Source organism: Pseudomonas sp. GW456-L12, assembly GCF_059424045.1.
This window is the reverse complement of sequence record NZ_JBWKZA010000002.1, coordinates 199,212-218,851: the sequence shown is the minus strand read 5'-3', so window position 1 is coordinate 218,851 and position 19,640 is coordinate 199,212. Positions and strand designations below refer to the sequence as shown.

17 protein-coding genes are annotated in these 19,640 nt (G+C 64.1%); 10 read left to right on the top strand and 7 right to left on the bottom strand.

Annotation, left to right across the window (positions count from 1 at the left end; genetic code table 11):
* Nucleotides 1-9: 9 nt before the first annotated feature.
* Complete coding sequence (locus tag AC07Y9_RS03420) at nucleotides 10-201, top strand: PLDc N-terminal domain-containing protein (protein ID WP_007932252.1); 192 nt, start codon at nucleotides 10-12, stop codon at nucleotides 199-201.
* A gap of 322 nt (nucleotides 202-523) precedes the next feature.
* Complete coding sequence (locus tag AC07Y9_RS03415) at nucleotides 524-2,617, top strand: LTA synthase family protein (RefSeq protein ID WP_053262207.1); 2,094 nt, start codon at nucleotides 524-526, stop codon at nucleotides 2,615-2,617.
* An 81-nt stretch (nucleotides 2,618-2,698) separates the two neighbouring features.
* Here AC07Y9_RS03415 and AC07Y9_RS03410 read toward each other — a convergent pair whose 3' ends face one another.
* Nucleotides 2,699-2,851 carry a DUF3309 family protein gene (locus AC07Y9_RS03410; RefSeq protein ID WP_003226960.1) on the bottom strand — a complete coding sequence of 51 codons (153 nt, stop codon included), beginning with the start codon at nucleotides 2,849-2,851 and terminating at the stop codon, nucleotides 2,699-2,701.
* A 304-nt stretch (nucleotides 2,852-3,155) separates the two neighbouring features.
* Between AC07Y9_RS03410 and AC07Y9_RS03405 the strand changes: the two genes are divergently transcribed.
* The gene (locus tag AC07Y9_RS03405) at nucleotides 3,156-3,971 is read left to right on the top strand and encodes an SDR family oxidoreductase (RefSeq protein WP_007932248.1); all 816 of its coding nucleotides are present in this window, start codon (nucleotides 3,156-3,158) and stop codon (nucleotides 3,969-3,971) included.
* A gap of 64 nt (nucleotides 3,972-4,035) precedes the next feature.
* A complete protein-coding gene (locus AC07Y9_RS03400) occupies nucleotides 4,036-4,368 on the top strand; it encodes a YnfA family protein (RefSeq protein WP_007932246.1) in 333 nt (110 codons plus the stop codon).
* A 51-nt stretch (nucleotides 4,369-4,419) separates the two neighbouring features.
* On the opposite strand, the gene AC07Y9_RS03395 is transcribed toward AC07Y9_RS03400, so the two are convergent.
* From AC07Y9_RS03395 to mnmC, 5 genes are all read right to left on the bottom strand, one after another.
* Entirely contained in the window at nucleotides 4,420-4,647 is a 228-nt protein-coding gene (locus AC07Y9_RS03395) for a YheU family protein (protein ID WP_007932245.1), read from the bottom strand.
* A gap of 239 nt (nucleotides 4,648-4,886) precedes the next feature.
* Nucleotides 4,887-6,071 carry an osmoprotectant NAGGN system M42 family peptidase gene (locus AC07Y9_RS03390; protein WP_087092386.1) on the bottom strand — a complete coding sequence of 395 codons (1,185 nt, stop codon included), beginning with the start codon at nucleotides 6,069-6,071 and terminating at the stop codon, nucleotides 4,887-4,889.
* Between the two features lie 99 nt (nucleotides 6,072-6,170).
* Entirely contained in the window at nucleotides 6,171-7,916 is a 1,746-nt protein-coding gene (gene ngg, locus AC07Y9_RS03385; RefSeq protein WP_102679094.1) for an N-acetylglutaminylglutamine synthetase, read from the bottom strand.
* A 2-nt stretch (nucleotides 7,917-7,918) separates the two neighbouring features.
* A complete protein-coding gene (locus tag AC07Y9_RS03380) occupies nucleotides 7,919-9,691 on the bottom strand; it encodes an N-acetylglutaminylglutamine amidotransferase (protein WP_102679095.1) in 1,773 nt (590 codons plus the stop codon).
* 250 nt (nucleotides 9,692-9,941) lie between these two features.
* On the bottom strand, nucleotides 9,942-11,924 hold the full coding sequence (gene mnmC / locus AC07Y9_RS03375) for a bifunctional tRNA (5-methylaminomethyl-2-thiouridine)(34)-methyltransferase MnmC2/FAD-dependent 5-carboxymethylaminomethyl-2-thiouridine(34) oxidoreductase MnmC1 (RefSeq protein ID WP_173679767.1): 1,983 nt from the start codon (nucleotides 11,922-11,924) through the stop codon (nucleotides 9,942-9,944).
* Nucleotides 11,925-12,077: 153 nt separating this feature from the next.
* Between mnmC and pap the strand changes: the two genes are divergently transcribed.
* The 3 genes from pap to AC07Y9_RS03360 all read left to right on the top strand — a co-directional run bounded on the left by pap (nucleotide 12,078) and on the right by AC07Y9_RS03360 (nucleotide 16,091).
* A complete protein-coding gene (gene pap / locus AC07Y9_RS03370; protein ID WP_007932235.1) occupies nucleotides 12,078-13,598 on the top strand; it encodes a polyphosphate:AMP phosphotransferase in 1,521 nt (506 codons plus the stop codon).
* A 143-nt stretch (nucleotides 13,599-13,741) separates the two neighbouring features.
* Complete coding sequence (locus tag AC07Y9_RS03365) at nucleotides 13,742-14,926, top strand: thiolase family protein (protein ID WP_007932234.1); 1,185 nt, start codon at nucleotides 13,742-13,744, stop codon at nucleotides 14,924-14,926.
* A 199-nt stretch (nucleotides 14,927-15,125) separates the two neighbouring features.
* Complete coding sequence (locus AC07Y9_RS03360) at nucleotides 15,126-16,091, top strand: DMT family transporter (RefSeq protein WP_102679097.1); 966 nt, start codon at nucleotides 15,126-15,128, stop codon at nucleotides 16,089-16,091.
* Between the two features lie 87 nt (nucleotides 16,092-16,178).
* Here the strand turns inward: AC07Y9_RS03360 and AC07Y9_RS03355 are convergent, their stop codons facing one another.
* Entirely contained in the window at nucleotides 16,179-17,573 is a 1,395-nt protein-coding gene (locus tag AC07Y9_RS03355; RefSeq protein WP_007932231.1) for a class II fumarate hydratase, read from the bottom strand.
* A 192-nt stretch (nucleotides 17,574-17,765) separates the two neighbouring features.
* Here AC07Y9_RS03355 and AC07Y9_RS03350 point away from each other — a divergent pair, with 192 nt between their 5' ends.
* The 3 genes from AC07Y9_RS03350 (at nucleotide 17,766) to trhO (ending at nucleotide 19,636) form a co-directional block, all read left to right on the top strand.
* On the top strand, nucleotides 17,766-18,281 hold the full coding sequence (locus tag AC07Y9_RS03350) for a DUF2059 domain-containing protein (protein WP_007932229.1): 516 nt from the start codon (nucleotides 17,766-17,768) through the stop codon (nucleotides 18,279-18,281).
* 12 nt (nucleotides 18,282-18,293) lie between these two features.
* The gene (locus AC07Y9_RS03345; RefSeq protein ID WP_007932228.1) at nucleotides 18,294-18,593 is read left to right on the top strand and encodes a BolA family protein; all 300 of its coding nucleotides are present in this window, start codon (nucleotides 18,294-18,296) and stop codon (nucleotides 18,591-18,593) included.
* Between the two features lie 101 nt (nucleotides 18,594-18,694).
* Nucleotides 18,695-19,636, top strand: a complete 942-nt coding sequence (gene trhO / locus AC07Y9_RS03340) for an oxygen-dependent tRNA uridine(34) hydroxylase TrhO (RefSeq protein WP_102679098.1) — start codon at nucleotides 18,695-18,697, stop codon at nucleotides 19,634-19,636.
* Nucleotides 19,637-19,640 lie beyond the last annotated feature (4 nt).

The following is a 19,640-nucleotide window of genomic DNA, read 5'->3' as shown; positions in this document are numbered from 1 at the left end:
AGCGACACCATGGGTTCCACTTTCAATACGCTGGTTGGACTGATCATCCTCGCGCTGGATATCTGGGCGATCATCAATGTACTTAAAAGCAGTGCCGAAACCGGGATGAAAATCCTCTGGGTGTTGCTGATCATCCTGTTGCCGGTGCTGGGCCTGATCATCTGGGCGATTGCCGGGCCGCGCGGCAACGTACGGCTCTGAAGGCTGGCGTGGGGTTCAAAAGGGGCCGCCAGGCCCTTTTTTATGTGACCAAATATGCGCTGCACGAAATTTTCACAAAGTCTCCATGACAATTCGCCAGCGCTGTTTTTCCGCTGCTCCCGTGCGATCTCCGATTGCGATCCCTGGCTCTGGGCCATTGCCGGCCAGGGGAGGGCGCCTGCCAGTAATCAATGGCAATGCCGCTGCTGATCGTGCAACATTTGCGCACCGCGCCATCCCCCCAGCCCTGAATGGCTACAAGAGGGCAAAGCGCAGCTGCATTCTTTTCGCAACTTCAACTTCCATTGGGTCCTAAAACGATATGGCAAACCCGGACGTCCTGAGTCAGCAGCGAGCCTCGAGTCGCCTGCTGCAACCGACCGTCAAATCGCATCTGGCTTATACGCTGCTCTGCGCGCTGGCCATGATGGTCATGCTGTCTTTGCTGCGCGTGGCGCTGCTGGTCTACAACCGCGAGATGATCCTCGACACACCGGCCTCGACCTTCCTTGAAGCCTTCGCCAACGGACTGCGCTTCGATGTGCGCCTGGTGGTCTACCTCAGCATCCCGCTGCTGCTGGCGCTGTTCAGTGCCCGGGCCATGGCGGCTCGCGGTTTCTTCCGCTTCTGGCTGACCATCGTTTCGAGCATCGCGCTGTTCCTCGGCCTGATGGAGATGGACTTCTACCGCGAGTTCCACCAGCGCCTCAACGGCCTGGTCTTCCAGTATGTGAAGGAAGACCCGAAAACCGTGATGAGCATGCTCTGGTACGGCTTCCCGGTGGTGCGCTACCTGCTGGCCTGGGCGGTCGGCACCTGGCTGCTGAGCCTGGCGTTCAAGGGCGCCGACCGCGCGACCCGGCCGCGTGGCCCGTTCAGCGGCGGCAGCATCGGCACCCGGCAGGTCGCCCCGTGGTACGCCCGTATCGGCGTATTCGTGGTCTGCCTGCTGGTCTGCGTGGTCGCCGCCCGCGGCACCCTGCGCCAGGGCCCGCCACTGCGCTGGGGTGACGTCTACACCACCGAATCGAACTTCGCCAACCAGCTGGGCCTCAACGGTACGCTGTCGCTGGTCGAGGCGGCCAAGAGCCGGATGGGCGAGGACCGCAGCAATATCTGGAAAGCCACCCTGCCGCAGCCCGAGGCGCAGCAAGTGGTGCGCGACCTGCTGGTGATGCCGGACGACAAGCTGGTGGACGCCGATATCGCCGCCGTGCGTCGCGACTACACGCCACCGGCCGACAAGACCCTGCCGATCAAGAACGTGGTCGTGATCCTGATGGAAAGCATGGCTGGTCACTCGGTGGGTGCCCTGGGCGCTCCAGGCAATATCACCCCGTACCTGGACCAACTGTCCAAGGAAGGCCTGCTGTTCGACCGCTTCTTCTCCAACGGCACCCATACCCACCAGGGCATGTTCGCCACCATGGCCTGCTTCCCCAACCTGCCGGGTTTCGAATACCTGATGCAGACCCCGGAAGGCAGCCACAAGCTGTCCGGCCTGCCGCAGGTGCTGAGCGCCCGCAAGTATGACGACGTGTATGTCTACAACGGCGATTTCGCCTGGGACAACCAGTCGGGCTTCTTCAGCAACCAGGGCATGACCAACTTCGTCGGTCGCAACGACTTCGTCGATCCGGTGTTCTCCGATCCGACCTGGGGCGTATCTGACCAGGACATGTTCAACCGTGGCCTGGAAGAGTTGAAGGCGCGGGAAAACGGCAAGCCGTTCTATGCCCTGCTGCAGACCCTGTCCAACCACACCCCGTACGCCTTGCCGACGCCATTGCCGGTGGAGAAGGTGACCGACCGCGGCAGCCTGAACGAACACCTGACCGCCATGCGCTATTCCGACTGGGCCCTTGGCCAGTTCTTCGAGAAGGCGCGCAAGGAGCCGTACTTCAAGGAGACGCTGTTCGTGATCGTGGGTGACCATGGTTTTGGCAACGAGCGCCAGATCACCGAAATGGACCTGGGCCGCTTCAACGTGCCGATGCTGATGATCGCTCCGGGCATCCAGGAAAAATTCGGCCAGCGCAACCACACCGTGGGCACCCAGGTCGATATCGTGCCGACCATCATGGGCCGCCTCGGTGGCGAAGTGCGTCACCAGTGCTGGGGCCGCGACCTGCTCAACCTGCCGGAAGGCGACACCGGCTTTGGCGTGATCAAGCCGTCGGGCAGCGAGCAGACCACGGCTATCGTCACCGCCGACCAGATCCTGGTACTGCCGCGCGAGAAGGAAATGGCGCCGAAGATCTACCAGTACGAACTGGGCGCCAATCCGCATGCCGAAGTGGTGCCGGACGCACCGCGTACCGCCGAGTTGAAGCACAAGCTGGAAGCTTTCCTGCAAACCGCCACCAAGAGCCTGTTGGATAACACCGCAGGCGTGGTGCACGGCACGCCGGACTGATTCATTGCGCTAATGAAAAAGAGGCCCTCGGGCCTCTTTTTTTTGACGGTTATTAAAGTGCCGGACATGAACTGGCGAAACCTATATCCGGCCCAGTAACAGGAGAACCAGCAACACCACCAGCACCACACCGATGATGCCGGACGGGCCATAACCCCAGCTTCTGGAGTGCGGGAACACTGGAAGACCACCGATCAGCAGAAGAATCAGAATAATGATCAGGATTGTGCCCATGTCGTTTTCCTTATTGGAGGATCGAAGGCGCGGCTGGACTCGAAGGCAATTAATCCGTACCGCTTAATCATTCGGACTCTGTGCCTTGAAGGATGATTCCAAGTTTTTTTAATGCTTTTTGCACGCAGGCCTATTTCTTTTCGTACCGGCTGCCGGTGGCCATCGAGTTGAACGTGCAACACCGCGGGAAGTTGCACCGAGGCCCCGGTTTGCCTGGGGCATTCAGCAATCTGATGGTGCGTGGGCGACACAAAATCCTTCGCTACACTCGCCTCATCTTCCCCGGAACAACAAGGCAACTCCTATGCAAAATCGCATGATGATCACTGGCGCCGGATCCGGCCTGGGTCGCGAAATCGCTCTGCGCTGGGCGCGCGAAGGCTGGCAGTTGGCGTTGTCGGATGTCAGCGAACCCGGCCTGCAGGAAACCCTCAGGCTGGTACGCGAAGCCGGCGGCGATGGCTTCGTGCAACGTTGCGACGTGCGTGACTACAGCCAGTTGACCGCCTTCGCCCAGGCCTGCGAGGTCAAGCTCGGCGGCATCGATGTGATCGTCAATAACGCCGGCGTGGCCTCCGGCGGCTTCTTCAGCGAATTGTCCCTGGAGGACTGGGACTGGCAGATCGCGATCAACCTGATGGGCGTGGTCAAGGGTTGCAAGGCGTTCCTGCCGCTGCTGGAAAAGAGCAAGGGCCGGATCATCAATATCGCCTCGATGGCGGCCTTGATGCAGGGCCCGGCGATGAGTAACTACAACGTGGCCAAGGCCGGCGTGGTGGCCCTGTCCGAAAGCTTGTTGATCGAACTGGCCCAGCAGGAGATCGGCGTGCACGTGGTATGCCCGTCGTTCTTCCAGACCAACCTGCTGGATTCGTTCCGTGGCCCGACCCCGGCGATGAAGGCCCAGGTCGGCAAGCTGCTGGAAAGCTCGCCGATCAGCGCGGCGGACATCGCCGACTACATCTACACCCGGGTCGCCGCCGGCGAATTCATGATCCTGCCCCACGAACAGGGGCGCATGGCCTGGGCCCTGAAGCAGAAAAACCCGCAGTTGCTGTACGACGAAATGACCCTCATGGCCGATAAAATGCGCGCCAAGGCCAAGCAAAACGCCAGCTGAGCTTGCTCCTGCCCCGGCGCGTCGTTAGGGTTGCCAGCATCTGGCATCCCTGACGAGACCTTGCATGCTCAATTACCTGTGGTTCTTCCTCGCCGCGCTGTTCGAGATCGCCGGCTGCTACGCCTTCTGGATGTGGCTGCGCCAGGGCAAAAGCGCCTGGTGGATGGTCCCGGCGCTGGCGAGCCTGATGCTCTTCGCCCTGTTGCTGACCAAGATCGAAGCGAGCTACGCCGGCCGCGCCTATGCGGCGTACGGCGGGATCTACATCATCGCCTCGATCGGCTGGCTGGGTATGGTGGAGCGGGTGCGGCCGCTGAGTTCGGACTGGCTGGGGGTGGCGCTGTGCGTGATCGGCGCGAGCATCATTCTGTTCGGGCCGCGCTTTACCAACGGTTGAGAAACTGGCCGGGTTGCGGGCGCCGCGATGGCGCCCGGTCCCGGCCGGGGATCAGTCGAACAATTCCTTGGGCACATCGTGCTTGAGCATCAACTGGCACTGCTCGCTGTCCGGGTCGAAGACGATCACCGCCTGGCCCTTGGTCAGTGCCTGGCGCACGCGCAGGACGCGGGTTTCCAGCGGGGTGTCGTCGCCATTGTCGGTGCCGTCGCGGGTGACGAAGTCTTCGATCAGGCGGGTCAGGGTGTCGACTTCTAGTTGGTCATGGGGAATCAGCATACGGGCCTCCGGCAAACAATCTCGGATCCTACTGCGCCGGGCCCCGCGCGGCTAGGCAAACCTCGCGCGGGACCGTAATGCCGATCATCTGTAGGAGCGAGCTTGCTCGCGATGAGCGCGCAGCGCTCGCCTTGAGGGCCCTGCGTATTTACCTGTGAGTACGTGTGGGGCGAGAGTTCAGCGCTTTGCGCTCTATCGCGAGCAAGCTCGCTCCTACAGTGGAAGCGGGGCTTTTCACCTCAGGACTTTTGCCCCACCAGGCTGTCCACCGACGGCACCCGGGTGTCGCTTTCCATTTGTGTGTCGTGTTCCAGCTGATGGCTGAAACGGTCCAGGGAACCCTGGGCCGGCTGTGCGTCGCTGGCGAACACCGGCGGGCTGAGAATGTAGGCACCCAGCAGGCGGCTGAGGGCCGCCAGGCTGTCGATATGGGTGCGCTCGTAGCCGTGGGTGGCGTCGCAACCGAAGGCCAGCAGGGCGGTACGGATATCGTGGCCGGCGGTGACCGCCGAATGGGCATCGCTGAAGTAGTAGCGGAACAGGTCGCGGCGCACCGGCAATTCGTGTTCCGTGGCCAGGCGCAGCAGATGGCGCGACAGGTGATAGTCGTAAGGCCCGCCGGAGTCCTGCATGGCCACGCTCACCGCGTGCTCGCTGGAGTGCTGGCCGGGGGCGACCGGGGCGATGTCGATGCCGACGAATTCGCTGACGTCCCAGGGCAGGGCCGCCGCCGCGCCGCTGCCGGTTTCTTCGGTGATGGTGAACAGCGGATGGCAGTCGATCATCAGTGGCTCGCCGCTGTCGACGATGGCCTTGAGCGCGGCCAGCAGCGCCGCGACCCCTGCCTTGTCGTCGAGGTGGCGGGCGCTGATATGGCCGCTTTCGGTGAACTCCGGCAAGGGATCGAACGCGACGAAATCGCCGACGCCGATGCCCAGTGACTCGCAGTCGGCGCGGGTGGTGCAGTAGGCGTCCAGGCGCAATTCGATGTGGTCCCAACTGATGGGCATCTCGTCCACCGCGGTGTTGAAGGCGTGCCCGGAGGCCATCAGTGGCAACACGCTGCCACGCAATACGCCGTTGTCGGTGAACAGGCTGACCCGGCTGCCCTCGGCGAAACGGCTGGACCAGCAGCCGACCGGGGCCAGGGTCAGGCGGCCGTTGTCTTTCACCGCGCGCACGCTGGCGCCGATGGTGTCAAGGTGCGCCGAGACGGCGCGGTCCGGGCTGTTCTTCTGGCCCTTGAGGGTGGCGCGGATGGTGCCGCGGCGGGTCAGCTCGAAGGGAATGCCCAGTTCTTCCAGGCGCTCGGCCACGTAACGCACGATGGTGTCGGTGAAGCCGGTGGGGCTGGGAATGGCGAGCATTTCCAGGAGGACTTTCTGCAGGTAGTTGAGGTCCGGTTCGGGAATCGATCGGGTCATGGAAACTCCTGATGATGAAAAGGCATCGCGAGCAAGGCGGCGATCCCTGTAGGAGCGAGGCTTGCCCGCGATGAGGCCGCGACGGTCAGCACAAGGCTTTCAAACCGCCGGCTGGCTGTGGGGAAACAACAGGTCGACAAAGCGCTCGGCCGTCGGCTGCGGTTCATGGTTGGCCAGGCCGGCGCGCTCGTTGGCCTCGATGAACACGTACTGTGGCTGGTCCGCCGCCGGCACCATCAGGTCGAGGCCGACCATCGGGATATCCAGCGCCCGCGCCGCGCGGATCGCGGCGTCCACCAGTTCCGGATGCAGAGTCGCGGTGACATCTTCCAGGGTGCCGCCGGTATGCAGGTTGGCGGTGCGCCGCACGAACAGCCGTTCGCCGGCCGCCAGGATGCTGTCGTAGCCGTGCCCGGCGGCGTGCAGGGTGCGCTGGGTTTCATGGTCCAGGGGGATCTTGCTTTCGCCGCCGGTGGCGGCCTGGCGACGTCGGCTTTGCGCTTCGATCAGCTGCCTGATGGAGTGCTGGCCGTCGCCGATCACCTCGGCCGGCCGGCGAATGGCGGCGGCAACTACCTCGAAGCCGATCACCAGGACGCGCAGGTCCAGGCCCTCGTGGAAGCTCTCGAGCAACACCCGGCTGTCGAACCGCCGGGCGTTGTCGATCGCCTGTTGCACTTCTTCGATGGTGCGCAGATCCACGGCCACACCTTGGCCTTGTTCCCCGTCGAGTGGCTTGACCACCACCCGTTCATGCTCGTCGAGAAACGCCAGGTTGTCGTCGGCGTTGCCCGCGAGTTGTTGCGCCGGCAGGTTCAGCCCGGCCTGTTTCAGTACCTTGTGAGTCAGGCTCTTGTCCTGGCACAGGCTCATGCTGATGGCGCTGGTCAGGTCGCTGAGGGATTCGCGGCAACGCACCCGGCGGCCGCCATGGCTGAGGGTGAACATCCCGGCTTCGGCATCGTCGACCTGCACGTCGATGCCGCGGCGATGGGCTTCCTCGACGATGATCCGCGCGTAAGGGTTGAACTGCGCCTCGGGCCCGGGGCCGAGGAACAGCGGCTGGTTGATGCCGTTCTTGCGCTTGATGGCGAAGGTCGACAGGGTGCGAAACCCCAGCTTGGCGTACAGGCACTTGGCCTGGCGATTGTCGTGCAGCACCGACAGGTCGAGGTAGCTCAGGCCACGGCTCATGAAGTGTTCGATCAGGTGCCGGACCAGCACTTCGCCGACCCCCGGGCGGGTGCAATGCGGGTCCACCGCCAGGCACCACAGGCTGCTGCCGTGCTCCGGATCGTGGAAGGCCTTCTGGTGGTCCAGGCCCATGACGCTGCCGATCACCGCGCCGCTGTCTTCGTCTTCGGCCAGCCAGTACACCGGCCCGCCGGCATGGCGCGGGGTCAGCAGGCTCGGGTCGACCGGCAGCATGTTGCGGGCCAGGTACAGCTGGTTGATGGCCTGCCAGTCCGCCGCGCTCTGCGCCCGGCGGATGCGGAAGCCGCGAAACACCCGGGTGGCCTGGCGGTAGTCGCTGAACCACAGGCGCAGGGTGTCCGAGGGGTCGAGGAACAACTGGGTCGGTTCCAGGCCGAGGATCTGCTGGGGGGCGGCGACATACAGGGCGATGTCGCGTTCGCCAGGGTGTTCGTTGAGCAGCTCCTCGGCCAGGCTCGTCGGGTCGGGAAAGGTATGGCCGATCAGCAGCCGGCCCCAGCCGCAATGCACGGCAATCGGGTCGGTGCCGAGGGCGCTGCGGTCTTCGGCGAAACGCGCCTGCAGACGCTCGTAGGAGGGCGCCTGACCGCGCAGCAAGCGTTGGCTGTAAGCCGTGGCATGGGGTTTCATGGTCAGATTCCTTGTTCGCTGAGCCACAGGTTCAGCGCCGCCAGTTGCCACAGCTTGGAGCCGCGCAACGGCGTCAGCTGGCCTTGTGGATCGGTCAGCAGGCGGTCGAGCATCGCCGGGTTGAACAGGCCGCGGTCTTGGCTCGGGTCGAGCAGCAGTTCACGTACCCAGTCCAGGGTGGCACCCTGCAGGTGCTTGAGGCCGGGCACCGGGAAGTAGCCTTTCTTGCGGTCGATCACCGCGCTGGGGATCACCTGGCGCGCGGCTTCCTTGAGCACCTGCTTGCCGCCATCGGGCAGTTTGAATTTGCCCGGTACTCGTGCCGACAGCTCCACCAGCCGGTAGTCGAGGAACGGCGTGCGCGCCTCCAGGCCCCAGGCCATGGTCATGTTATCCACACGCTTGACCGGGTCGTCGACCAGCATCACCGTGCTGTCCAGGCGCAGGGCTTTATCCACAGGCTCGGTGGCGCCGGGCTGGGCGAAATGCTCACGGACGAAATCGCCGGCGGCGTCGTTGGCGGTCAGCCACTGCGGTTGCACGGTGGCCGCATAGTCGTCGTAGCTGCGGTCGAAGAACGCCTCGCGGTAGGCCGCGTAGGGATCGCTGGCGCCGTCCACCTGCGGGTACCAGTGGTAACCGGCGAACAGTTCGTCGGCGCCCTGGCCGCTCTGCACCACCTTGCAGTGCTTGGCGACTTCCCGCGACAGCAGGTAGAAGGCGATGCAGTCGTGGCTGACCATGGGTTCGCTCATGGCGCGGAACGCCGCCGGCAGCTGTTCGATGATCTCGCGCTCGTCGATGCGCAGCTGATGGTGATCGGTGCCGTAGTGCCGGGCGATCAGGTCCGAATACTGGAACTCGTCGCCGCGTTCGCCGCCGGCATCCTGGAAGCCGATGGAGAAGGTCGACAGGTTATCCACACCGACTTCCCGCAGCAGGCCGACCAGCAGGCTCGAATCGACGCCGCCGGACAGCAGCACGCCGACATCCACTGCCGCCCGTTGGCGGATCGCCACGGCTTCGCGGGTGCTGTCGAGTACGCGGTCGCGCCAGTCTTCCAGGGTCAGCCCGGTTTCATCGGCGCGCGGGCCGTAGGGCAGGGTCCACCAGGTTCGCTGCTCGGTGCGGCCGTCGGCTTCGATGCGCATCCAGGTGGCCGGCGGCAGTTTCTCGATGCCCGCCAGCAGGGTGCGCGGCGCCGGCACCACGGCATGGAAGTTCAGGTAATGATTGAGCGCCACCGGGTCGAGCAGCGGGTTGATGTCGCCACCCTTGAGCAGCGCCGGCAAGGCCGAGGCGAAACGCAGGCGCTGGCCGGTGCGCGACAGGTACAGCGGCTTGACGCCCAGGCGGTCGCGGGCGATGAACAGGCGCTTGGCGTCCCGCTCCCAGATGGCGAAGGCAAACATGCCGTTGAGCCGCGGCAGCAGCTCGGCGCCCCAGGCGTGATAGCCCTTGAGGAGCACTTCGGTGTCGCCGCCGGAATAAAAGGCGTAGCCCAGGCTTTCCAGTTCGGCGCGCAGTTCGGGGAAGTTGTAGATCGCGCCGTTGAAGGCCAGGGACAGGCCCAACTGGTTGTCGATCATCGGCTGGGCCGAGCCGTCCGACAGGTCCATGATTTTCAGGCGTCGATGGCCCAGGGCTATCGGGCCCTGGCTATGGAAACCCCAGGCGTCGGGGCCGCGAGGGGCGAGGTGGTGGGTAATTCGTTCAACCGCTGCCAGGTCGGCGGGTTGATGATCAAAACGTAGTTCTCCAGCTAATCCGCACATAAGTCCTTACCGGTTTTTCCGTTGGGGAGGGGTGAATCGCGACCGGCCAGAAATGGCAGGTACCCGGAAACTGACCCAGGTGATCCCCTGGAGTTTTAGACCGATGGGTTATAAGCGGCGGGGCGCAAGTGCGTTGCGGGCTGGGGCAAAGGCCTTGATCTGCCTGGAGTTTTGCCGTGCGGGCAGGGCCCGTGGGCGTTTGCGGGAGATGGCCAAGCGATGCCAGGGCGGCTGGCATCGCTGCTTTATTTCATGGCTTGCCGCGAATCAACCGACGCAAGGCAAAGCGATTGGGGTGACAGGCCTCGGCCACGCTGCGCGGCAGGGGCAGCGGTTCGTTGTCCAGCCAGGCGGCCAGCAACTCGCCCGACAGCGGCGCGGTGATCAAGCCGCGCGAGCCGTGGCCGCTGTTGATATACAGGCCGTCCAGCCAGGGGCAGGGCAGGTCCGGAACCTGACGCGCGTCCTTGCCCAGCACCGCGTAGACCTCGGCGAATGCCGCCTGGTCCGCCAGGGGACCGACGATCGGCAGATAGTCCGGGCTGGTGCAACGGAAGGCGGCCCGTCCTTCGAGGGTTTGCGCTTGCAGCCGGTCGGCTTCCAGGCGTTCCACCAGGTCCTGGGAGATCTCTTCGAGCATCTGCAGGTTGCCCGCATGCTCGGCGGCGGTGGGTGTCAGGTCTTCGCTCTTGAAATCGAAACTGGCACCCAGGGTGTGTTCGCCCAGTCGCGCGGGGGCGACATAACCCTCGGCGCACACCACGGTGGCCAGGCTCTGGCTGCGCGCGGTCTGCGGCAGGCGGGTGATCTGCCCGCGGATGCGCTTGAGCGGCAGCTCGGCGCTGGCGGGAAAGCGCTTGATCTCGGCGGCGCCGGCGAGGATCACCACCTCGGCACTGGCCAGCAACCGCTCGCCGTCCCAGGCCTGCCACTGGCCATCGCCCCGGCGCAATTCCACTACATCGTGGTGGGGCAGCAGGCGAATCCGCGGGTGCGCGGCTTGCCACTGGCACAGGGCCGGCGGATGCACCCAGCCACCTTCCGGGTAGAACAGCCCACCGTGGGCCAGGCCGACGCCGGCCAGGGCCTGGGCCTGGGGTTGGTCCAACTGATGCAGCAGGTCCGCCGGGAAGGCCGCTGCCAACTGCGCCTGGCGCTCGGCTTCCTTGGCGTTGAAGGCCAGTTGCAGCACGCCGCAGCTGTCCCAGTCGACACCCCGTTGCAGCTGTTCGAGCAGGCGCCGGGTGTAGCCGAAACCGCTGAGGATCATCTGCGACAGGGCGGTGCCGTGGGCCGAGAGTTTCAGGTACAGCACGCCCTGGGGATTGCCCGAGGCCTCCTGGGCCAGTTGCCCGTGGCGCTCCAGCAGGCTGACCCGCCAGCCCCGCGCGGCGAGGCTGGCGGCGCTGGCGCAACCGGCCAGGCCGGCGCCGATCACCAGGGCGTGTTGCTCCTGAACCTGCTGAGTCGGGCGAGCGAACCAGGGCTTGCTGGCGGCAGGCAGCGGCGTGTCTTCGGGCCAGCCGAGAAACTCGCCGCGCAGCACTTCCCACTTGTGGCCAATGCCCGGGGTGCGCTTCATCTTGAAGCCCGCGGCATTCAGCAGGCGACGCACCCAGCCGGTGCTGGTGAAGGTGCTGATGCTCGAACCCGGCGCGGCCAGGCGCGCCAGTTCGGCGAACAGCTCGGCGGTCCACATCTCGGGGTTTTTCGCCGGGGCGAAGCCGTCGAGGAACCAGGCATCGACCTGCCCGTCGAGTTGCGGCAATTGCTCCAGGGCATCGCCGACCAGCAGGGTCAGGGTGACCCGGCCTTCGTCCAGTACCAGGCGCTGAAAGCCTTGGTGCACCGCGACATAGGCGCGCAACAGGCGCTCGGCCAGCGGCCCCAGTTCCGGCCACAGGGCCAGGGCGCGCTGCAGGTCGGCTGGCGTCAGCGGGTATTTTTCCACGCTGACGAAATGCAGGCGTGCGCTGGCGTCGGCCTGTTGTTCGAACAACTGCCAGGCGCAGAGAAAGTTCAGGCCGGTGCCGAAGCCGGTTTCGCCGATGACGAAGCGGCCACTGGGCGGCAACGCGGCAAAACGCTCGCGCAGGCGGTTCTGTTCGAGAAACACATGGCGGGTTTCGTCCAGGCCCGACTCGGTGGAGAAATACACATCGTCGAAGACCCGCGAACGCGGGCGACCCTGGTCGTCCCAGTCGAGCTGGGCGTGGGGCTGGGGAGGGGGCAATTCGGCGCTCATGTTCGGCTCGGTAGCGGCAAGGCGGCCATTCTAGCCGATCGACACACCGGGTAATGATCCACGGCAATAAGCAGCATGTTCGGGGCCGACAAAGCCTAGGTCGATCCGCTAGTCTTGCTCCATCTTGCCAGGGAGTCGCTCATGTTCGAATCAGCCGAAATCGGTCACGCCATCGACAAAAAAACTTTTGACGCCGAAGTCCCTGCCCTGCGCGAAGCCCTGCTGGAGGCCCAGTTCGAGCTGAAGCAGAAAGCCCGTTTTCCGGTGATCGTGCTGATCAACGGCATCGAAGGCGCCGGCAAGGGCGAGACGGTGAAACTGCTCAACGAGTGGATGGACCCACGCCTGATCGAGGTCCGTACCTTCGACCAGCAGACCGACGAAGAACTGGCGAGGCCACCGGCCTGGCGCTACTGGCGGATGCTCCCGGCCAAGGGCCGCATGGGGGTGTTTTTCGGCAACTGGTACAGCCAGATGCTCCAGGGGCGGGTGCACGAGCTGTTCAAGGACGGCCGTTTCGACCAGGCCATCGCCGGCGCCGAGCGCCTGGAAAAGATGCTCTGCGATGAAGGCGCGCTGATCTTCAAGTTCTGGTTCCACCTGTCCAAGAAACAGATGAAGGCCCGCCTCAAGTCCTTGCAGGACGACCCGCTGCACAGCTGGCGCATCAGCCCGCTGGACTGGCAGCAGTCGGAGACCTACGACAAGTTCGTCAAATACGGCGAGCGGGTGTTACGCCGCACCAGCCGCGACTACGCGCCCTGGCATGTGATCGAAGGCGTGGACCCGCATTACCGCAGCCTGGCGGTGGGCAAGATTCTCCTCGAGGGCCTGCAGAGCGCGCTCAACCGGCCGACGCTCGAAGTCGAGTCCCATGTGGCGCCGCTGGGCGAGGCCGTCGACAAGCTGACCCTGCTCGACAGCCTGGACATGAGCCAGCAACTGGACAAGGACGACTACGAGGAGCAACTGATTACCGAGCAGGCGCGCCTGGCCGGCCTGCTGCGCGACAAGCGCATGCGCAAGCACGCGTTGGTGGCGGTTTTCGAGGGCAATGACGCGGCCGGCAAGGGCGGGGCGATTCGCCGGGTAGCGGCGGCGCTGGACCCGCGCCAGTACAGCATCGTGCCGATTGCCGCGCCGACCGAGGACGAGCGGGCCCAGCCGTATCTGTGGCGCTTCTGGCGGCATATTCCGGCGCGGGGCAAGTTCACCGTGTTCGACCGTTCCTGGTACGGCCGGGTGCTGGTGGAGCGGGTCGAGGGCTTTTGCAGCCCGGCGGACTGGTTGCGCGCCTATGGCGAGATCAACGACTTCGAGGAGCAGCTCGAGGACGCCGGGGTGATAGTGGTCAAGTTCTGGCTGGCGATCGACAAGCAGACCCAGCTGGAGCGTTTCCAGGCCCGTGAAGAGATTCCGTTCAAGCGTTTCAAGATCACCGAGGACGACTGGCGCAACCGCGACAAATGGGACGCCTACCGCGCCGCCGTCGGCGACATGGTCGACCGCACCAGCACCGAGGTCGCGGCCTGGACCCTGGTGGAGGCCAACGACAAGCGCTGGGCCCGGGTCAAGGTATTGCGCACCCTCAACCGCGCACTGGAAGAGGCATTCGACAAGTCCGAGAAAAAGGACAGGAAAGGCAAGAAGGACAAGAAATAACCGCCGCGGGTTGTGAGCGGGTCACTGGATAAACCCAGCACCGCGATGGTTTTGCATACGCCGGATGAATGATCGTCGCGGCCGGGCAAGGGCTGGATCTATGCTCGAGCCACTCACAACCGACAACAACAATGAGGTATGCCATGCGTGAAGTGGTGATCGTCGATAGCGTGCGGACCGGCCTGGCCAAGTCCTTTCGCGGCAAGTTCAACCAGACCCGTCCGGATGACATGGCCGCCCATTGCGTCAATGCGCTGCTGAGCCGCAACGGTATCGACCCGGCCAGCGTCGAGGACTGCATCGTCGGCGCCGGTTCCAACGAAGGCGCCCAGGGCTACAACATCGGGCGCAACGTCGCGGTGCTGTCGCGCCTGGGCACCGGTACCGCGGGCATGACCCTCAACCGTTTCTGTTCGTCCGGCCTGCAGGCGATCGCCATCGCGGCCAACCAGATCGCGTCCGGTTGCAGTGACGTCATTGTCGCCGGCGGGGTCGAGTCCATCAGCCTGACGATGAAGAGCGTCAACACCGACAACCTGATCAACCCGCTGCTCAAGGAGCAGGTGCCGGGCATCTATTTCCCCATGGGCCAGACCGCCGAGGTGGTCGCCCGGCGTTATAACGTGAGTCGCGAGGAGCAGGACTTGTATGCCCTGCAGAGCCAGCAGCGCACCGCGGCGGCCCAGGCGGCCGGGCTGTTCGACGACGAGATCGTGGCGATGGCGGTGAAGTACCGGGTCGAGGACAAGAACAGCGGCCAGGTGCAGATCCTCGACGGCGTGGTCGATCGCGACGACTGCAACCGCCCGGACACCACCCTGGAAAGCCTGGCCGGTTTGAAACCGGTGTTCGCCGAAGACGGCTCGGTGACCGCCGGCAACTCCTCGCAATTGTCCGATGGCGCCTCCATGACCCTGGTCATGAGCCTGGAGCGGGCCCTGGCGCTGGGGCTCAAGCCCAAGGCGTTCTTCCGCGGCTTCACCGTGGCCGGTTGCGAGCCGGACGAAATGGGCATCGGCCCGGTGTTCTCGGTGCCCAGGCTGCTCAAGGCCAAGGGCCTGCAAGTGGACGACATCGACCTCTGGGAGTTGAACGAGGCCTTCGCCTCGCAATGCCTGTACAGCCGCAACCGGCTGCAGATCGACAACGCCAGGTACAACGTCAACGGCGGCTCGATCTCCATCGGCCACCCGTTCGGCATGACCGGTTCGCGCCAGGTCGGCCACCTGGTGCGGGAACTGCAACGGCGCAACCTGCGCTACGGCATCGTCACCATGTGCGTCGGCGGTGGCATGGGTGCGACCGGGTTGTTCGAAGCGGTGCGCTAAGCCGTCAGACGGGGTGGAACCTATCGCGGGCAAGCCTCGCTCCTACAGAACGGTGGTGCTTCTGTAGGAGCGAGGCTTGCCCGCGATGCTTTTTGCGACCTGCACCATCCTGTTTACGTTCCCCCTCCAACTGTCTCTGTGTAAGTCACGGCCCCGGGCCTAGAATGCGGGCTCTCTCCATCAGGCTTTTGGGGGTCGCATGCATATCTCGTCCGGTCGCTGGGTCTACGGCTTGTTCCTCGCACTGCTGACGGCGCTGCTGTGGGGCATCCTGCCGATCAAGCTCAAGCAAGTGTTGCTGGTGATGGACCCGGTGACCGTGACCTGGTTTCGCCTGTTGGTGTCCGGTGGTTTCCTGCTGGTCTACCTGGCGGCGGTCAAGCGTTTGCCCAGCTGGCGGGTACTCGGGCCGCGCGGCGGCTGGCTGGTGCTGATGGCCGTCTGCGGGCTGGTGGGCAACTATGTGCTGTACCTGATGGGGCTGAACCTGCTGAGCCCCGGAACCGCGCAACTGGTGGTGCAGATGGGGCCGATCCTGTTGCTGATCGCCAGCCTGTTTGTATTCAAGGAGCGTTTCAGCCTGGGGCAGGGGATTGGCCTGGCGGTGCTGCTGATCGGTTTCGGGGTGTTTTTCAATCAGCGCCTGACCGAGCTGCTGACGTCCTTGAGCAACTACACTGCCGGTGTGCTGACGGTGCTCGCCGCCTCGGCGGTCTGGACCTTCTACGCCCTGGGCCAGAAGCAGTTGCTGACGGTGTGGAATTCCTTGCAGGTGATGATGGTGATCTACCTGTTCTGCGCGCTGTTGCTCACCCCGTGGGCCCATCCTCTCGAAGCGCTTGAATTGAGCCCGCTGCAAGGCTGGCTGTTGCTGGCCTGCTGCCTGAATACCCTGATCGCCTACGGTGCGTTTGCCGAAGCGCTGGCCCATTGGGAAGCGTCGCGGGTCAGTGCCACGCTGGCGATCACGCCCTTGGTGACCTTCGCCGCAGTGGCGGTGGCGGCCTGGTTGTGGCCCGAATATGTGCATGCCGAACAGATCAACGGCCTGGGGTATGGCGGGGCGGTGCTGGTGGTGCTGGGGTCGGCCTTGACGGCCCTGGGGCCGTCGCTGATGGCCGGGCTCAAGGCGCGGCGGGTGCGTATGGACGTGCCGCAGAGCTAGGGCGCGTTATCGTTGATCGCGGGCAAGCCCCTATCCTGTAGGAGCGAGGCTTGCCCACGATAGCATCTGTTCAATCACTGCCTTCCATCAGCCCTGCTTGCCAGCCTCCAACATGTTTTCCGGACGCACCCAGGCATCGAACTCTTCATCCGTCAGATAACCCAGCTCCAGGGCCGCTTCACGCAAGGTGCGGTTCTCGGCATAGGCCTTCTTGGCGATCTCGGCGGACTTGTCGTAGCCGATATGGGTGTTGAGCGCGGTGACCAGCATCAGCCCGCGTTCCAGATGGTCGGCCATCTGCACCGGGTCGGGCTCCAGGCCGGCGATGCAGTGCTGCTGGAAGTTGCTGCAGCCGTCGGCGAGCAGGCGCACCGATTGCAGCAGGTTGTGGATGATCACCGGCTTGAACACGTTCAGTTGCAGGTGGCCCTGGCTGGCGGCGAAGCCGATGGCCACGTCGTTGCCCATCACCTGGCACGCCAGCATGGACAGGGCTTCGCACTGGGTCGGGTTGACCTTGCCCGGCATGATCGAGCTGCCCGGTTCGTTGGCTGGCAGCCTGACCTCGGCCAACCCGGCCCGTGGTCCGGAGCCCAGCAGGCGCAGGTCGTTGGCGATTTTCATCAGGCACACCGCCAGGGTCTTCAGCGCGCCGGATAGCGTGGTCAGGGGTTCGTGGCCGGCGAGGGCGGCGAACTTGTTCGGCGCAGTGACAAACGGCAGGCCGGACAAGGCCGCCAGCTCGGCGGCGATCGCCTCGCCGAAACCATGGGGCGAGTTCAGTCCGGTGCCGACAGCGGTACCGCCCTGGGCCAGCTCGCAGACCGCTGGCAGGGCCGCGCGAATGGCGCGCTCGGCGTAGTCCAGTTGCGCGATGAAGGCCGACAGCTCCTGGCCGAAAGTGATGGGGGTGGCATCCATCATGTGGGTGCGCCCGGTTTTCACCAGCTTCATGTGCCGTGCCGCGAGTTCAGCCAGGCCGCCGGACAGCTCGGCGATCGAGGGCAACAGATGCTGCTGCACCGCCTGGGCCGCGGCGATGTGCATTGCCGTGGGGAAGCAGTCGTTGGAGCTTTGCGAGCGATTCACATGGTCGTTGGGGTGCACCGGGGTCTTGCCGCCGCGCGGGTTGCCGGCCAGTTCGTTGGCGCGACCGGCGATCACCTCGTTGACGTTCATGTTGCTCTGGGTGCCGCTGCCCGTCTGCCAGACCACCAGTGGGAACTGGTCGTCATGCTGGCCGTCCAGCACCTCGTCGGCGGCCTGTTCGATCAGGCGGGCGATGTCAGCCGGCAGATCGCCGTTGCGGTCGTTGACCCGGGCCGCGGCCTTCTTGATCAACGCCAGGGCATGCAGGACCGACAGCGGCATGCGCTCGTTGCCGATGGCGAAGTTGATCAGCGAACGCTGGGTCTGGGCGCCCCAATAGGCGTCGTCCGGGACTTCAACCTGGCCAAGGCTGTCGGTTTCGATTCGACTCATCGTGCTCACTCCTGTAGGTCTGATTGCGCAGTTTAGGCCGTGATCCACCGCCTGGGTTCCATAAAGCGCCTTTTGTGTCATTTGGTCGAGCAAATGCAGGCACCACAAGGCTTGGGGTTGAGCGACAGAGTTTTTTAGGCGCAGAATGGTCGCCCTTGGGGTTATACCTCGCCTGCTAGAAAAGGAAACTCGATGACTCGTCTTCGTGCCATCTGTACCGCGGTTGTTCTGGTTTGCGCCAGCGGCCAGGTGCTTGCCGATACCGCCAGCCACAACGCCAGTGCCGAAGCTTTCCTGACCCTGGCGCACGCTGACAAGCTGGGCACTCCGGTGTACATGCAAGTGCAGCAAATGTTCGCCCAGCGTTTTGAACAGACCAAAGCCCCAGAGTCGAAAAAAGCCGTGCTGGAAACCTACCAGGCCAAGGCCAACGCCGCCCTGGACCAGGCCATCGGCTGGAACAAGCTGAAGCCGGACATGGTCAAGCTCTACACCAGCAACTTCAGCGAATCCGAGCTCAAGGACCTGGTGGCGTTCTACCAGTCGCCGCTGGGCAAGAAAGTCCTGGAAAAAATGCCGCAGCTGACCCAGCAATCGGCCCAGATGACCCAGGCCAAGCTGGAAAGCGCGGTACCGGTAGTCAACAAGCTGCTGGCCGACATGACCGCCGAACTCGAGCCTAAGGCCGCACCGGCGAAGAAGAAGTAAGCGGAGCCAGGAATGACCATGCAACAACGTATCGAATCGGCACTGGGCGCATTGCAGCCTGAGCATTTGCAGGTGCTGGATGAAAGCCATATGCACAGCCGCGGCCTGGAGACCCATTTCAAGGCCGTGCTGGTCAGCGAGCAGTTTGCCGGGCTCAACAGCGTCAAGCGTCACCAGAAGGTCTACGCGACCCTGGGCGAGCTGATGGGCCAGTTTCATGCGTTGGCGCTGCATACCTACACGCCAGAGGAATGGGCGAAGATCGGCGTGGCCCCGGCCTCGCCGACCTGCGCTGGCGGCAGCAAGCATTAACCACAGGTTTTTTGCTAGAATCCGCAACGCGCCGCTCAGTCGGCGCGTTTTTTTTGCATCCGGTTCACCCTTTGCGAGGGTAGCCACCTGGAGAATTACCCATGACACAACAGATTGTCGTGGCGGCACTGTATAAGTTCGTCACCCTCGAAGATTACGTTGCCCTGCGCGAACCGCTGCTCAACGCGATGCTCGACAACGGCATCAAGGGCACCCTGCTGATCGCCGAAGAAGGTATCAACGGCACCGTTTCCGGTAGCCGCGAAGGCATCGACGGGCTGCTGGCCTGGCTCAAGAACGACCCGCGCATGGTCGACATCGATCACAAGGAATCGTACTGCGACGAGCAGCCGTTCTACCGCACCAAGGTCAAGCTCAAGAAAGAGATCGTGACCCTGGGCGTACCCGGCGTTGACCCGAACAAGAAGGTCGGCACCTATGTCGAACCGCAGGACTGGAACGCGCTGATCAGCGACCCGCAAGTGCTGCTGATCGACACCCGCAACGACTATGAAGTCTCGATCGGCACCTTCGAAGGCGCCATCGACCCGAAGACCACCAGTTTTCGCGAATTCCCCGACTACATCAAAGCCAACTTCGACCCGAGCAAGCACAAGAAAGTCGCGATGTTCTGCACCGGCGGCATTCGTTGCGAGAAAGCTTCGAGCTACATGCTCAGCGAAGGCTTCGGCGAGGTCTTCCACCTCAAGGGCGGTATCCTCAAATACCTCGAAGAGGTGCCGCAGCAAGAGAGTAAATGGCAGGGCGACTGCTTCGTCTTCGATAATCGGGTGACCGTGCGTCACGACCTCAGCGAAGGCGACTACGATCAATGTCATGCCTGCCGCACGCCGGTAAGCGTCGAGGATCGCGCCAGCGAGCACTATGTGCCGGGTATCAGTTGCCCGCACTGCTGGGACACGCTGAGCGAGAAAACCCGCCGTAGCGCCATCGACCGGCAGAAGCAGATTGAACTGGCCAAGGCTCGCAACATGCCGCACCCGATCGGTTACAACTACAAGCAATCTTCTTCCGAGGCCTGAGCCA

Excerpts from the sequence above, each read along its gene's own strand:
- AC07Y9_RS03420 (WP_007932252.1), top strand. The coding sequence starts at position 10 with ATGGGTTCCACTTTCAATACGCTGGTTGGACTGATCATCCTCGCGCTG.
- AC07Y9_RS03400 (WP_007932246.1), top strand. The coding sequence starts at position 4,036 with ATGCTCAATTACCTGTGGTTCTTCCTCGCCGCGCTGTTCGAGATCGCC.
- AC07Y9_RS03410 (WP_003226960.1), bottom strand. The coding sequence starts at position 2,851 with ATGGGCACAATCCTGATCATTATTCTGATTCTTCTGCTGATCGGTGGT.
- AC07Y9_RS03365 (WP_007932234.1), top strand. The coding sequence starts at position 13,742 with ATGCGTGAAGTGGTGATCGTCGATAGCGTGCGGACCGGCCTGGCCAAG.
- AC07Y9_RS03415 (WP_053262207.1), top strand. The coding sequence starts at position 524 with ATGGCAAACCCGGACGTCCTGAGTCAGCAGCGAGCCTCGAGTCGCCTG.
- trhO (WP_102679098.1), top strand. The coding sequence starts at position 18,695 with ATGACACAACAGATTGTCGTGGCGGCACTGTATAAGTTCGTCACCCTC.
- AC07Y9_RS03345 (WP_007932228.1), top strand. The coding sequence starts at position 18,294 with ATGACCATGCAACAACGTATCGAATCGGCACTGGGCGCATTGCAGCCT.
- AC07Y9_RS03395 (WP_007932245.1), bottom strand. The coding sequence starts at position 4,647 with ATGCTGATTCCCCATGACCAACTAGAAGTCGACACCCTGACCCGCCTG.
- AC07Y9_RS03355 (WP_007932231.1), bottom strand. The coding sequence starts at position 17,573 with ATGAGTCGAATCGAAACCGACAGCCTTGGCCAGGTTGAAGTCCCGGAC.
- AC07Y9_RS03360 (WP_102679097.1), top strand. The coding sequence starts at position 15,126 with ATGCATATCTCGTCCGGTCGCTGGGTCTACGGCTTGTTCCTCGCACTG.
- pap (WP_007932235.1), top strand. The coding sequence starts at position 12,078 with ATGTTCGAATCAGCCGAAATCGGTCACGCCATCGACAAAAAAACTTTT.
- AC07Y9_RS03390 (WP_087092386.1), bottom strand. The coding sequence starts at position 6,071 with ATGACCCGATCGATTCCCGAACCGGACCTCAACTACCTGCAGAAAGTC.
- AC07Y9_RS03350 (WP_007932229.1), top strand. The coding sequence starts at position 17,766 with ATGACTCGTCTTCGTGCCATCTGTACCGCGGTTGTTCTGGTTTGCGCC.
- AC07Y9_RS03380 (WP_102679095.1), bottom strand. The coding sequence starts at position 9,691 with ATGTGCGGATTAGCTGGAGAACTACGTTTTGATCATCAACCCGCCGAC.
- AC07Y9_RS03405 (WP_007932248.1), top strand. The coding sequence starts at position 3,156 with ATGCAAAATCGCATGATGATCACTGGCGCCGGATCCGGCCTGGGTCGC.
- ngg (WP_102679094.1), bottom strand. The coding sequence starts at position 7,916 with ATGAAACCCCATGCCACGGCTTACAGCCAACGCTTGCTGCGCGGTCAG.